Source organism: Pseudomonas sp. AL03, assembly GCF_029960815.1.
Taxonomy (GTDB): Bacteria; Pseudomonadota; Gammaproteobacteria; order Pseudomonadales; family Pseudomonadaceae; genus Aquipseudomonas.
Genome location: NZ_JASBRE010000004.1, coordinates 148551 through 162198 on the forward strand (window position 1 = coordinate 148551; position 13648 = coordinate 162198).

The 13648-nt window shown below is 61.7% G+C and carries 11 protein-coding genes; 2 read left to right on the top strand and 9 right to left on the bottom strand.

All coding sequences use genetic code 11. The features are described 5' to 3' along the window. Positions 1-4: 4 nt before the first annotated feature. A complete protein-coding gene (gene recG / locus QK293_RS06230; RefSeq protein ID WP_282376238.1) occupies positions 5-2080 on the top strand; it encodes an ATP-dependent DNA helicase RecG in 2076 nt (691 codons plus the stop codon). Between the two features lie 78 nt (positions 2081-2158). After that, complete coding sequence (locus tag QK293_RS06235; RefSeq protein WP_282376239.1) at positions 2159-3559, top strand: aminoacyl-tRNA deacylase and HDOD domain-containing protein; 1401 nt, start codon at positions 2159-2161, stop codon at positions 3557-3559. A 152-nt stretch (positions 3560-3711) separates the two neighbouring features. Here the strand turns inward: QK293_RS06235 and QK293_RS06240 are convergent, their stop codons facing one another. From QK293_RS06240 to QK293_RS06280, 9 genes are all read right to left on the bottom strand, one after another. Then, positions 3712-4095 carry a helicase gene (locus QK293_RS06240; protein ID WP_282376240.1) on the bottom strand — a complete coding sequence of 128 codons (384 nt, stop codon included), beginning with the start codon at positions 4093-4095 and terminating at the stop codon, positions 3712-3714. A 178-nt stretch (positions 4096-4273) separates the two neighbouring features. Further along, entirely contained in the window at positions 4274-5275 is a 1002-nt protein-coding gene (locus QK293_RS06245) for a serine/threonine-protein kinase (protein WP_282376241.1), read from the bottom strand. Beyond that, positions 5272-6000: a PP2C family serine/threonine-protein phosphatase gene (locus tag QK293_RS06250; protein ID WP_282376242.1), complete on the bottom strand. Its 729-nt coding sequence runs from the start codon at positions 5998-6000 to the stop codon at positions 5272-5274. The genes QK293_RS06245 and QK293_RS06250 overlap by 4 nt, the downstream gene beginning before the upstream one ends. Continuing rightward, positions 6000-9536: a type VI secretion system membrane subunit TssM gene (tssM, locus tag QK293_RS06255; RefSeq protein WP_282376243.1), complete on the bottom strand. Its 3537-nt coding sequence runs from the start codon at positions 9534-9536 to the stop codon at positions 6000-6002. Before tssM ends, QK293_RS06250 begins: the two co-directional genes overlap by 1 nt. A 13-nt stretch (positions 9537-9549) precedes the next feature. Next, positions 9550-10425 (bottom strand): type IVB secretion system protein IcmH/DotU, encoded by an 876-nt coding sequence (gene icmH / locus QK293_RS06260; RefSeq protein ID WP_282376244.1) that lies wholly within the window; start codon positions 10423-10425, stop codon positions 9550-9552. 5 nt (positions 10426-10430) lie between these two features. Further along, on the bottom strand, positions 10431-11762 hold the full coding sequence (gene tssK, locus QK293_RS06265) for a type VI secretion system baseplate subunit TssK (RefSeq protein WP_282376245.1): 1332 nt from the start codon (positions 11760-11762) through the stop codon (positions 10431-10433). 2 nt (positions 11763-11764) lie between these two features. Next, positions 11765-12265, bottom strand: coding sequence for a type VI secretion system lipoprotein TssJ (tssJ, locus tag QK293_RS06270; RefSeq protein WP_282376246.1), 501 nt, complete (start codon positions 12263-12265; stop codon positions 11765-11767). A 5-nt stretch (positions 12266-12270) separates the two neighbouring features. Further along, the gene (gene tagH, locus QK293_RS06275) at positions 12271-13467 is read right to left on the bottom strand and encodes a type VI secretion system-associated FHA domain protein TagH (protein ID WP_282376247.1); all 1197 of its coding nucleotides are present in this window, start codon (positions 13465-13467) and stop codon (positions 12271-12273) included. A 17-nt stretch (positions 13468-13484) separates the two neighbouring features. Further along, positions 13485-13625, bottom strand: a complete 141-nt coding sequence (locus QK293_RS06280; RefSeq protein WP_092276060.1) for a type VI secretion protein — start codon at positions 13623-13625, stop codon at positions 13485-13487. Between the last annotated feature and the right edge of the window lie 23 nt (positions 13626-13648).

A 13648-nucleotide genomic window follows, 5' to 3' on the forward strand; every position in this document is an offset into this window, starting at 1 on the left:
TGCCATGACCGAGTTGTCGCAGGTGTCGGTGACGGCACTCAAGGGTGTCGGCGAAGCCATGGCCGAGAAATTGGCCAAGGTCGGCCTGGAGAATCTCCAGGACGTGCTATTCCACCTGCCGCTGCGCTATCAGGACCGCACTCGCGTGGTCCCGATCGGCCACTTGCGACCGGGCCAGGACGCCGTGATCGAAGGCACCGTCAGCGGCGCCGATGTGGTCATGGGCCGCCGCCGAAGCCTGGTGGTGCGTCTGCAGGACGGCACCGGCGGGCTCAGCCTGCGTTTCTACCATTTCAGCAACGCCCAGAAAGAAGGCCTCAAACGCGGCACGCGCATTCGCTGCTACGGCGAAGCGCGGCCCGGTGCATCGGGTCTGGAAATCTATCACCCGGAATACCGCGCCATCACCGGCGACGAGCCGCCGCCGATGGATGAAACCCTGACCCCGGTTTACCCGCTCACCGAAGGCCTGACCCAACAGCGCTTGCGTCAGTTGTGCATGCAGACCCTGACGATGCTCGGCCCGACCAGCCTGCCCGACTGGCTGCCAACTGAGCTGGCGCGGGACTATCAACTGGCGCCGCTGGCCGATGCGATTCGCTACCTGCATCACCCACCCGCCGATGCCGATGTCGATGAACTCGCCCTTGGTCATCACTGGGCGCAGCACCGTCTGGCCTTCGAAGAACTCCTGACGCATCAACTGTCCCAGCAGCGCCTGCGCGAGAGCATGCGTTCCCTGCGCGCGCCGGCGATGCCAAATGCCACCCGGCTGCCAGCCCAGTATCTGGCCAATCTTGGCTTCACTCCGACCGGTGCTCAGCAACGGGTCGGCAACGAAATCGCTTACGACCTCAATCAGCACGAGCCCATGCTGCGGCTGATTCAGGGCGACGTTGGCGCCGGTAAAACCGTGGTCGCGGCCCTCGCCGCACTCCAGGCCTTGGAGGCCGGCTATCAAGTGGCACTCATGGCGCCCACCGAAATCCTCGCCGAGCAGCATTTCGTCACCTTCAAACGCTGGCTCGAACCGCTGGGCATTGAAGTAGCGTGGCTGGCCGGCAAGCTCAAAGGCAAGAACCGCGTGGCCGCACTGGAGCAGATCGCCAGCGGCACACCGATGGTGGTCGGCACTCACGCACTGTTCCAGGACGAGGTGAAATTCAAGAACCTGGCCTTGGTGATCATCGACGAACAACACCGCTTCGGCGTGCAACAGCGCCTGGCGTTGCGGCAGAAAGGCGTCGGCGGGCGGATGTGTCCGCACCAGCTGATCATGACCGCCACACCGATTCCGCGGACGCTGGCCATGAGCGCCTACGCCGACCTCGACACCTCGATTCTCGACGAACTGCCGCCCGGTCGAACCCCGGTGAACACCGTGCTGATCACCGATACCCGGCGCGTCGAAGTCATCGAGCGGGTGCGCGGTGCCTGTGCCGAAGGGCGTCAGGCCTATTGGGTGTGCACGCTGATCGAAGAGTCGGAAGAGCTGACCTGCCAGGCCGCCGAAACCACTTACGAAGACCTCACCGCGGCCCTCGGCGAGCTGAAGGTCGGGCTCATCCACGGTCGCATGAAGCCCGTCGAGAAAGCCGCCGTCATGGCCGAATTCAAGGCCGGCAACCTGCAACTGCTGGTCGCGACCACCGTGATCGAAGTCGGCGTCGACGTGCCCAACGCCAGCCTGATGATCATCGAAAACCCTGAACGCCTCGGGCTCGCTCAGTTGCACCAGTTGCGCGGTCGCGTCGGTCGAGGCAGCGCCGCCAGCCATTGCGTGCTGCTTTACCATCCACCGCTGTCACAGATCGGTCGCCAGCGACTGGGCATCATGCGCGAAACCAACGACGGTTTTGTCATCGCCGAAAAAGACCTCGAGCTGCGCGGCCCTGGCGAAATGCTTGGTACGCGTCAGACCGGACTGCTGCAATTCAAGGTCGCCGACCTGATGCGCGACGCCGATCTGCTGCCCGCCGTGCGCGACGCCGCCCAAGCGCTGCTGGAGCGCTGGCCGGATCACGTGAGCCCGCTGCTCGACCGCTGGCTACGTCATGGGCAGCAATACGGCCAAGTGTGAGCACCGTCGCAGTTTCTGAACCCTCGTTCTGAGCAAGCTGGTTATACTCCTGCCATTGTTTTAAAACGGATACAGACCATGACCGAAGTTGCCCTCGCACCCGCCACCCCGCACGCTCCGTCGGTTATTCGGCTGCTGCTGGGCAAACTGGGTATCGCCTACGAAGAAGTCCTCGACCATCACGGCCTGAACGCCGCACGCAAAGTGCAGGCTGTTCTGCTTGGTGACGCCGTGGGCACGCTGATGGTGCTGTTCCCGCAGAGCCAATTGCTGGACCTCAATAGCCTCGCCGAACTGACCGGCCGCCACCTCACCGCCGTGCCCACCGAACGCCTGGTAAAAATGCTCGGCAAACACAACCTGAGCTTGCTGCCCGGCCAGCCGGGGCTCACCAGTTCACCGTGTCTGTATGAAGAAAGCCTGCTGCGCGAACCGAAGTTGCTGATCAACTCGGACGAGCCGGGCGTGTTGCTGGAAGTCACCAGCGAAGACTTCAAGACCATGCTGACCAAGTCCAGCGCCGCCAACTTCGGCGAAGCGTTGACCCGCATTCGCCCGAACCTCGATCGCCCCGATGATGACCGTGAGGAAATCACTCAGGCCGTTCAAGCGTTCACCGCGCGGCGCATCCAGCAGCGTCTGGAAGAGACCATCGAAATTCCGCCCTTGGCCGAGACTGCGCAGAAAATCATCAAACTGCGTGTCGATCCCAACGCCACCATCGACGACATCACCGGCGTCGTCGAAACCGACCCGGCCCTGGCCGCACAAGTGGTGAGCTGGGCGGCGTCGCCGTACTACGCCTCGCCGGGCAAGATTCGCTCAGTGGAAGACGCCATCGTCCGGGTGCTGGGTTTCGACCTGGTGATCAACCTGGCGCTGGGCCTGGCCCTGGGCAAAACCCTGAGCCTGCCCAAGGACCATCCGCAACACACCACGCCGTACTGGCAGCAATCGATTTACACCGCCGCCGTCATCGAAGGCCTGACCCGCGCCATGCCGCGCGCCCAGCGCCCGGAAGCCGGCCTGACCTACCTCGCCGGCCTGCTGCACAACTTCGGCTACTTGCTGCTCGCCCACGTGTTCCCGCCGCACTTCTCGCTGATCTGCCGCCACCTGGAGGTCAACCCGCACCTGTGCCACAGCTACGTCGAGCAACACTTGCTGGGCATCAGCCGCGAACAGATCGGCTCGTGGCTGATGCGCTACTGGGACATGCCGGATGAACTGGCCACCGCCCTGCGCTTCCAGCACGACCCGGGCTACGACGGCGATTACGCCGAGTACCCAAACCTCGTATGCCTGGCTGTACGCCTGCTGCGTAGCCGCGGCATTGGCTCCGGCCCGGACGAAGACATCCCGGACGCCTTGCTGGAACGCGTCGGCCTGACTCGCGAGAAAGCCAACGACGTCGTCAGCAAAGTGCTTGAAGCTGAAGTGCTGCTGCGTGAACTGGCTTCGCAATTCACCCAGCCCTGAAAAGCTTCGCGGGCAAGTCGGATCGCCGCACCGCTCGCTCCTACGGATCACTTAAATCCTGTAGGAGCGAGCGGTGCGGCGATCCGACTTGCCCGCGAAGAATCCACCCCGATCCAACTGGCTCTCCCTCGCCACAGGATCGCGCAGAATTCTCAAGCCTTAGACTTAGCCTTCCTCGGCTTCAAATACTTGGTCAACCCCTGAAACCAGATCACCAACGCCGGGTTGCCCTTGATCTGAATCGACTTGTCCTGAATCCCCGTCATAAACGCCAACTGCTTGTTCTTCGCCTGCATCGTGGCAAAGCCATACATCGCATCTTTAAAGGCAATCGCAAACGCAGGCTCGGCATGTACGCCGGACCTGCTGGTAATGCGCTGATCCTTCACAAAGAAATGCCGCGCCACCTTCCCGTCCAGGGTCTGTAATTGGAATACGAGCTCCTTGTCACCCAACTGTTGCTGAAACGCAGGATTAGTCCGACTGGCCTTACCCATCAACAAACCCAGCATCCACAGAAGAAAACGAAATTTCATGCGCACAGCCTCAAAAGGAAAATGAACGGCCGGCGCAGTGTAGCGGCTTCAAGCGAGAACGCCACCATTGCGCAGTGTTAGAAGAAGATGCCGCACTTTTTGACGCTGATGACTACCAAGTCATTGACGAAACGGATCGTTATGGCAGCTGTGTGTGGGAGACCTTCGAGTCTGCCGGTCACGCCCGAAGTTTCAGACGTTGCAGCAAAGACGAAGTGGCGCCCAAGGCGTCACGCAATTGGGCGGCGGTGATGGTGCGCTTGGCCGCATCGAAAGCCAGCGCCGTTCGCAGGGCTGGCCAGCAGTGTTTCGGTAGGTTCCGTGGAGCGTGCAGCTCGCGTTCGAGGTGGCCGTCGCGGGCCTCGGTCGAGGGCAAGCGGCGAAACGGGTGTTTGCCGCCCGCCAATTCGTAAAGCACGCAGGCCACGCCGTAGACGTCGGCACTGGCCGACAGTGGTTGGCCTTCGAGCAGTTCGGGGGCGGCGTAGCCGGGGGTCCAAGCGTTGAAGCGGTTGCGGCTCAGGTGTGGCAGGCCGGGCAAGATGCCCTCCTCGGCCTGGCCCAGACCGAAGTCGAACAGGCGCACGCCTTCTTCGCTGAGCATGACGTTGCTCGGCTTCATGTCACCGTGCAGCACGCCGCGAGCGTGGGCGAAGGCCAGCGCGTCGAGCAGCGGCAGCGCGATGTCGCGCAGTTCTTTCCACGGCAGGCCCAGCGGCCGCTCGCAGAGTAATTTGTCCAGGGTCAGCCCACGCATGAGTTCCATGGTGATGAAGGCGCGCTGGCAATCGGTGTCCACTTCAAAGCTGTGCAAACGCAGCACGTTGTCGTGGCGCAGGCGTCGGGTCAGGGCAAACTCGCTGTAGAGCAAGGCACTGGCGTCCGGCGATTCGGAAAATTCTTCGCTGAGGATTTTCAGCGCGATGTAAGGGTCGGGATCGCCGAACTGCTCGCTCAGCAGATCCCGTGCACGGTAAACCGTACCCATGCCGCCTGCACCAAGCAGGCGCTCGATGCGGTAACGGCCTGCGAGTACGTCGGGCATTTCGCCGACGCTGGCCTTTGTTGGCGCCAGCGCGGGCTCAGCTTTATGCGACTTGGCGAACGCAAAGTAAGTCAGGTTATTGGCTTCCTCGTCGGTCACCAGCAGGTCGTCGAGCGGCGGCATGAGTTCAGTCATTGGCGGATCACCACAGCAGTCAGGTTGTCCCGAGCCGAGCCCCGCAAAGCGCCATCGAACAGACGCTCCAGCGCGACATGCGGCGCGGTCAGGCTCAAGGCATTACCCATCGCGTCGCTGCTCAGCCCGTTGTACAAACCGTCGCTGCACAACAGAAACGTATCGCCCGGATAAACTTCGAGTTCGAGCACATCCAGCGTCAGCACATCGGCCGCCCCAACCGCACGAGTCAGGGCATGGGCCGACGGATGCGCGCGGGCGTCTTCGAGACTCATTTGTTGCTCGTCGATGAGTTGCTGTTGCAGCGAATGGTCTTTGGACAGTTGGTACAAACGCTGGCCACGCCACAGGTAGCAACGGCTGTCGCCGGCCCAGATGCAGGCCGCGCGATTGCCTTCCACCAGCAGCGCCACCACGGTGCTGCCCATGATGCTGTCATGGCGCCCGGCGGTGACGGTCAACTCCTGACCCAAGCGGCGATTCAACCAGTGAAGGCACTGGCGAATGCCTTTGAGTCGTTCGTCGAAATCGTCTTGCACCGGCAATTCCGCCAGGCTGGCGACGATCAACTGGCTGGCGATGTCGCCACCCTGATGACCGCCCATGCCGTCCGCGACCACCCACATACCCTGCCGTGGACAGTCCAGAAAAGCATCTTCGTTGCGCGCCCGAACCTTGCCCGGATCGGTACGCGCAGCGCTGCGCCAGGGACTGGCAACCCGCATCAGAGCTGCACCGGCATACGGAAGGTACGCAGCACGCCCATGTCGAACGGGTTCGGTGTGCGCTGGCTCGACAGCAAGTAGTTGGCGCGCAGGCCGCCTACGTCAGCTTTGAGTACCAGCACATCGCGACCGCTCAGGTACTCGGTCTGCATCAGGTCGAACAGACGGAACAGTGACCATGGGCCGGTGTTCTTCTCGATGCCGATCGGGCGGCCGGCCATTTTGTCGAGGACCAGGCTGGTGCGACCGTCTTCAGCGTCGGTCGGCCATTTGAACGACACCGGCACAATCGGGCCGTGGCGGTATTCGATGGTCTTGTCGCCAAACTTGAACTCGGAACGGCTGACGGCCGGGTCGAGGGTGTACGGCTCCAGTTTGAACTGCACTTGCGGCTCGGCCGGGTTGATGGCGAAGAAGCTCTGACGGATCACTTGTGCGGCGGCCATCTGATCGAGGTAGACCTTGGAGATCGGCATGCTATGACCGTCGATGCTGCGCAGACGGTAGTTGCCTGGATCGCCACTCACGAACGGACGCATATAGTTCTCGAAGAAGCGATCAGCAATACCCTGGGCCTTGAAGAACTCACGGAAGTCGCTGATCGCAACATCGCTGGTGCTGTGGGCGCTGAATGGATAATGCTTGTTGATCGCCTTGCCGTAGAAGCTGTACAGCTCGCGCTGATAACGCTGGTTCAGGTACTGGTAGGAATCGTTGAGCACCAGGCGCCAGGTGTCTTCGGCCAACACGTTGAACCACACGCTGACGGGGCGCGGCAGACGGTTCGACGCGTTACGCAGGTTGCTCAGCGCATCGCGCTGGCCGCTCATGCGAGTCTTGGCCATTTCGAACGCAGCCTGTTCTGGCGCGCTGGCACGGGCCAGGCTTGCCAGTTGCAGTTGCAAGTCGTTGAGCGCATTCAGTGCCGGAGTCAAATCAGCGGCAGGGCCGTTGTTGTCATCCAGCAAACGGTGCAGCGGTTCGAAGCGACGTTGCAGGGATTTCTTCGCGGTGTCGGGCAGCTGCTTTGCCATATTAGCCGCCATGTCCGACGCTTTGCCCGCTGCAGCAGCAGCCAGTTTGCCGAGCTTGCCGCCCTTCTCGCCCAGATTGTCAGCCGCATCGGCGGCTTCATCGGCGCTGTCCGCGATCACCGGGAAACGGGTGTTCTCACGCACTTCCACCAGCAGTTGCAGCACTGGGGAGTTGGCGGACGTCAGGCCAGCCAGTTGCTCGGCGCCTTCACCGGCGTCGTTGATCGGTGGCAAGGCAACCTGGCCGACCGCTTCACTCCAGAAGTTGGCGTAGTCGCGGAAGTACAGTTGCTCCAGCTCGACCATCAAGCGACGAAGGTCCATGCCGCTGATGCCCGCGCCTTCACCCAGCACCCAGTTATCACGCAGGATGTCGGTGACCAGCGCACTGCCCTGAATCGAGAAATACTGCTGATAACCCTGTTGGGTGTAGAAGCCCGGAATCACGTAATCGGTGCCGACAAACAGCGCACCTTGTGACCCCAAGTGTTGGCTGAAGCGGTATTCCGGCAGATTGCGAGCCTGCTCGCGCAGCATCCGGTAAACCACGTTGGCCAGGGACTCGCTACGCAAGACCTGACGCGCCTGGGCCACCAGTTGATCGTTCAGCGGGTAGATAAACGGTTGCTTGAGCAAGCGCTCGAAGTGCGTGTTCAGACCGTTCTGCACCGCGGTATTGCCGGCGTAACGCAGGGACCAGTCAGTGGCGACCCAATCCTTGAGCCATTCAGTGTCGCGACGATCTTTCATGTTCAGCATCAGGTACGCACGCAGGCTGTTGAGCAGGCGTTCGCGGTCCTTCATGTTGGCGCGGATCTGCCCTTCCAGCAGCGTGGCGACTTTCGGCAGCAGTTGCGCTTCGAGCTCGCGCTCGTAAGCCGCCCTGACCACCGGATTGACGTCTTCGCCCTGATACAGGCCGCCACGTTCGTGGTACGACACGTCACCCTTGTTCGGAAAAACCTGAGTCGCCGCGTAGCTGCTGTCGAGAGGTTTCAGTACGGCCATGGAATCATCACGCGCGGTCAGGGCCGAGCGTTGTTGCGTCCAGTTGGTCGCCAGGTCGCGCAGGTTTTCCAGACGCTCGTAGTTGGCCGAGAAACCGCCCGCCCACAGCATGCCGAACAGCGCCAACGACGCCAGAGCGCCGACGTACAACGCACGCTGGCCCCAATGGATGCGGCTGCGCTCGCGCTTGTCCAGACCGGCCAGATCAGCCTCGGGGAAAATCACTCGGCTGAGCAAGTGGTGAATGAAACGCGAACGGCCGCTGCGCAAGGTCGGCAGCACGCCGACGTTCATGCCCAGATTGGCGCCGATGCCGGCGGTGTCCGGGTCCATTTCCTCAGTCAGGTGCGGTGCGCTGGTCAGGTAGAAACCGCGCAACTGGCTGACACGCTGGTAGCGGTTGCCGGTGAACGCCATGTCGACGAACAGGCACAAGCGCTCGCCGATCTGCCCCAGTTGGTGCGGGAAGTCGAGGATGCGACCGCGGCGCTGGGTGTCGCGCTCCTGGTGCATGCGCATGATGACCTGGCTGTTCAGGCGACGCAGCAGTTCTTCGAACTCGCTACGCAACACAGCCACATCGGTGCCGCTCTGCTTTTTGCGGAAGCTGGTACCGAGCACCTGATCGCTTTCTTCGCTAGTCAGCTGATCGAAGAACTCGTCGAAACCAAGCAGCTTGTCAGCCTTGCTCAGCACCAGGTAAACCGGCACATCGACGTGCAGTTTCTGATGCACGTCCTGCAAGCGTGCACGCACCTGCCGAGCCAGGGTGTCGAGGTCTTGCTCGGTGTTGCCCAGCAGGGTTTCCACTGGAATGGTCACCAGCACGCCGTTCAACGGACGGTTGCGGCGACGCTTGCGCAGCAGGTCGAGCAAGGTGAGCCAGGCGCTGCCATCGACTTCAGCATCCGGCAGGGTCAGGTAACGCCCGGCGGTGTCGATCAACACCCCGTGGTCGGCGAAGTACCAGTCGCAATGACGGGTGCCAAGGGTGTCGCGGGTCAGCTTGCGGTCGATCTTGTTGATCGGAAACTCAAGACCAGAGAAGTCCAGCAGGCTGGTCTTGCCGCTGCCCTGTGGACCGATCAGCAAGTACCACGGCAAATCGCTGCGCCAGCGCTCGCTGCGACCGCGATAGAGGCTCGAGTTCTTCAGGGTTTTCAACGCATCCTTGAAGCGCACGCGAAGCTCTTTCTGCTCTTCGTCGATCAGCTCTTCACGGCGGATACGGTCCTGGCCGTCTTCAGTGTCTTCGATGGCTTTCTTGCGTACGCCAGCGCGCCAGCTAACGAAGACCATGCTCAGGCCCCAGATCAGGAACAGCACACTGATGGTCAGCAGGCGGGAGGTCGAACCTTCCCAGAACTTGTAGTCATTGACCGCCAGCAGCGGCCCGACGAGCCACACCAGCAGCGCGACAAACAGCACCACCAGCAAGGTCCAGACCCAGGTCTGGCGCAAGAATGCGCCGACTTTCTTGAAAAACTTTTTCATCACACGTCCCTGTTTACGGCTGCGACTGCGGCGCAGCGGCGGCCGGATCTAGCGGCTGATAAGGTTGCAGAACGGTTTCGCGTTGCTCGCCCAATACCCAGGCAAAACCCGAGTACATCACCACCAGGCAAACCACGGTGAACAGCACCACCATCCGAGCCGGCACGATGCGCACGAGGCTGCGGCGCTGATCGTTCAAGCCTTCCCAATGCGGCGACAGTTCCCGCGGCATGTCGCCGCGCAGTTGGCGAATCTGGCGATACAAGGCGTCGCGGATGCCTTCGAGTTCGAGCATGCCGCGGGCTTGCACGCGGTACTTGCCCTCAAAGCCCAGCGACAGACACAGGTACATCAGTTCCAGCATCGACAGGTGCTTGACCGGGTTTTTCGACAGGCGATCCAGCAGCTGGAAAAACTTCTCGCCGCCGAAGGTTTCGTTGTGGAAGCTGCTGAGCAGACTCATCTGCGACCATTCGCTTTCGTTGCCCCACGGCGTAGTAACGACGGCTTCATCGACCACGGTGCAAAGCACGTAACGCGCGGCCATCACCTGGCTGCTTTCGGCGCCGTTGTGCAGCGCACGCACTTCAAACAGTTTCAACCCGGCCGTCAGTCGCTCGTTGAGCGCGTACAGGTCTTCGCGAGTGTCGCTGTGCTTGAGTCGCACCACTTCCGACAACAGGTCGGACGCTGCGGCTACCAGCGAGTTGAGGCTGATGTTGAACGCTTCGGCCGGACGCAGGCGCGCGGCGTAAATCATCCGTTCTTCGAGCTGTTCGAAACGCGGTGGTGCGGCGAAATCTGTCAGCGGACTCGAAGCAGGGCCGTGGCCCTGACGGTCGAGCAGGACGGTTTTATCGTCCTGGTTATGTTCCATGTCCTTGATCATGTCGGTCAGTTCCTGATGGCCCAGAATTTCAGTTCAAGCTCGGCAAATTCGCCCGATACGTGGAACGCGAAGCCGCCGGAGCGCTCAAGTTGCGCCAGGTCTTCGGAACTGAGTTCGAGAATGAAATAGGTTTTGTTGGAGTGGAACGCGATCTGCCGCGGCGCCACCGGCAACGGTTTGACCTTGATGCCCGGCAGATGCAGGTTGACCAGTTGGCGGATGCGCTCCACCGGGCCGACCTTGAGGTGCGCCGGCAAGCGATGACGCAGTTCTTCGCCATCGCAGTTGGCACTGGCGGCGAGCACGAACGAGGCCGAGCCCAGCAGTTTGTGGTCGTGCAACGGCGAGACGATGATCCCGTACTGACGCGCTTGCAGGACCAGTTCGATGGCGTGCTGCTCGAGCACCATCGACAGCACCTGACGAATCGCTTCCATCAGTTTGCGGAAGCTCGCGCCCTGATCGCTGTGCTGGTAACGGCTGTCCAGACGCGGGCGTTTGCTGTCGCTGGAGAAGGTCGCCAGATCGCCGAGCATGGTCAGCAGCGTGCGGTACAACTCTTCCGGGTGAACCTGTTCCAGGCCGAGGTAGTGGCGCAGCAGCAGTTCGGTGCGGTTGATCAGCTGCAGCATCATGAAGTCGCCGACCTCCGCGCCACCGACTTTGCCGTTGGAACGGATCCGCTCGGCGATGGTGTCGCCTCGGTGGCCGAGCATGCTGATAACTTCCTTGAGGCACGACAGCAGGTAGCTGGACGAGTGCGCCTGAAGGAAGGTCGGGACGAAGTCCGGGTCGAGGCTGATTACGCCGTCGGGCGTGGTGTCGAGCACTTCGCAGATCTTCAGTTTCACGTAGGCCTGGTCGCTCTGCTGCTCGCCGAGCAACAGTTTGAAGTCCGGACGGCCGCAGGTGACCTGGCTGGCAGAGTCGTCGCCGGCGTTGGAGTCGGCGACTTCCGCTTCGTACGCGGTATAGCGCGCCAGCACGTCGGATTGATCCGGACGGCGCGACTCGATGTGGTTGCCGGTGACCAGTGGCAGCGCCAAGTAGATCGGCGTATTACCGGTGTTCGGCGGCACGTCGAGGGCCAGCGGCTCGGTGTTGCCGCCGAGTTCGAACAGGCTGCCGTCCGGCAGAATCCCCGAGGCCTGGCTGATCACCAGTTTGCCCATGTTGAGGAACTGCAAGTCGATGTCCAGGTTCAGGAAGCCCCAGGTGTAGCTGCCCAGCAACTGAGTGCGGGTTTTCATCTGGTGGTCGTAGTAGCGATCATTGTGCTGGAAGTGCTGCGGGCGCAGCAGCATGCCTTCCTGCCAAATCACTTTATGGGAATTCATGATCAGTCATCCGCCTTGGCGAGCGTTTCGTTGCTATTGCGGATACCCGCCTGGTCGAGGGTCAGATCAGCGTTGGTGACGTCCACCGGAGTGATTTGCACCGTGTAGCGCCATTTGGTTTCCGGCAGATCGCGGTAGGCGGCAAGGATGCCGACGTAACGACTGCCCTCCTCCACGCTGAGTTTCATCTCCACGGTTTCACCCGGGCGCAGCTCGATTTCTTCGCTGGCCACCAGGTCCGGGGCCAGGGATTCTTTGGCGCGCTCATACAGGCTGAAGAAGTCAGCGTTCTCGAACGTCACCGGATGCTTAAGCTCGAACAGACGCACAACGATTGGCGACGGACGCCCGTTGAGGTCCGGGTTCAGCTGATCGCTGGCAGTCAGCTTCAGGTTGAGCTTGGTGACGTTGGAATACGGCGACAGTGACGAGCAACCGGCCAGCAGCACGAGGGCCGCGAACGCCGTCAGCGTCTTGAAAAAAGCGGTCGAGCAGCGAGACATGCGCATCATCCTTGGTGGTCGGTGTGAAGGGTGGAAATCAGGCGGATCTGTTCTTCGTAGGCCTGGGCGAAGTCGCGGGCCAGCAGGCGCTCGCTCCAGTCATCGTCCTGACGCAAGGCCTGGTGATAACGACCGTAAGCTCTCCAGCGGCTGCCGGACGTGGCGAGCAACGGCTTGTTGTCGCGCTCGAATCTCAGGGTCAATTGCTGTGGCGAGAAGTGCTCCAGCGTGCCGCGAACGGCAGCGCGGCTAGCGGTCAACAGGGCGACCTGATGCGCCTGCAAATCGCGGAACGCACGGGAGATCGCCTGCTCGGCCGGCAACTGACCCGGCTTGTTCGGCTGCAACAGAATGTCCAGTGCTTCACCGGCATCGACGGCAAATTTGAGCGGGTTTTTGTGGGGGCCTTGCACGGTGGTCTGGGCCAGACGCAGTTCGTTTTTCAATTCCCTGCGGGTGCGCAGGCTCTGCTGCAAACCGCCGACGCTTTGCTTGAGCAGGCGTGCAGCGTTCAGCGCCAGCGCTTCGCGGGCGTCATGATCAAGGCCTTTGAGGTCCACGCCCAATGCCGCACCGAAGTGCTCCCAGAAACCTTCACTTTGACGCTTGACCGCTTTTGGCGGCGGGGCCGGTGCTGGCTCTGCCGGGGCGTTGATCAGCTCCGGGACCATCAGGCTTTCCATGTCGATACGTGCGTAGTCGGCCCGCTGACGGGTGTCCTCGAGGGTGGTGCTCGGGGAGATCAGTTCGTCGATTTCCGAATACACGCGCTCTTGCTGATCGAGGGCATTCAGCGGATCAAGGTCCAGAAACGCATCGTCCGGAATGATGCTGCCTGCCGCTTGCGGACGGCCGACTTCTACGTCGAAGGCCGCCGGGTCGCGAACCAGCCGCGCACGGATCTCGAAGTCACCCAGCACGTAGACGCTGCCGTGCTCGATGCGCATCGCTTCGCCCTTGCGCAGGCGCGCGCCGCTTTCGCTGTCCTGGATACCGTTGCTGCTGGTGTCGGTCAGGAAAAACGTGCCTTCGCGGTAGCTGATCAACGCGTGGTGGTTGGACAGGTGACGCTTGCGGTCGGGAATGATCCAGTCGCAATCCTCGCCCCGGCCGATCACGCCGCCGGCCTGTTTGAAGGTCTTCTGGCACAAATCCGTGGGCACGAACTGCTTGGTGTTCAGCATTTCGAAAACCAGTTCCATGGTGATACTCCTTGCGGTCACTTGCCGCGATTGACCGCCTGCGGATCACCCAATGGGCGATAGGTGTTGTCGTTGAATTTGTAATTGCCGCTACAGCCGCCGAGGCCGCAGAGAACGACGAGGGTCAGCAGGACGGCTTGCCAGTGACGAACAGGCATCAGAGGGTCTCCAGGGTTTGGGC

Bases quoted from the DNA above. Each gene is read 5' to 3' on its own strand.
- recG (WP_282376238.1), top strand. From the start codon at position 5: ATGACCGAGTTGTCGCAGGTGTCGGTGACGGCACTCAAGGGTGTCGGC.
- QK293_RS06235 (WP_282376239.1), top strand. From the start codon at position 2,159: ATGACCGAAGTTGCCCTCGCACCCGCCACCCCGCACGCTCCGTCGGTT.
- QK293_RS06240 (WP_282376240.1), bottom strand. From the start codon at position 4,095: ATGAAATTTCGTTTTCTTCTGTGGATGCTGGGTTTGTTGATGGGTAAG.
- QK293_RS06245 (WP_282376241.1), bottom strand. From the start codon at position 5,275: ATGACTGAACTCATGCCGCCGCTCGACGACCTGCTGGTGACCGACGAG.
- QK293_RS06250 (WP_282376242.1), bottom strand. From the start codon at position 6,000: ATGCGGGTTGCCAGTCCCTGGCGCAGCGCTGCGCGTACCGATCCGGGC.
- tssM (WP_282376243.1), bottom strand. From the start codon at position 9,536: ATGAAAAAGTTTTTCAAGAAAGTCGGCGCATTCTTGCGCCAGACCTGG.
- icmH (WP_282376244.1), bottom strand. From the start codon at position 10,425: ATGATCAAGGACATGGAACATAACCAGGACGATAAAACCGTCCTGCTC.
- tssK (WP_282376245.1), bottom strand. From the start codon at position 11,762: ATGAATTCCCATAAAGTGATTTGGCAGGAAGGCATGCTGCTGCGCCCG.
- tssJ (WP_282376246.1), bottom strand. From the start codon at position 12,265: ATGTCTCGCTGCTCGACCGCTTTTTTCAAGACGCTGACGGCGTTCGCG.
- tagH (WP_282376247.1), bottom strand. From the start codon at position 13,467: ATGGAACTGGTTTTCGAAATGCTGAACACCAAGCAGTTCGTGCCCACG.
- QK293_RS06280 (WP_092276060.1), bottom strand. From the start codon at position 13,625: ATGCCTGTTCGTCACTGGCAAGCCGTCCTGCTGACCCTCGTCGTTCTC.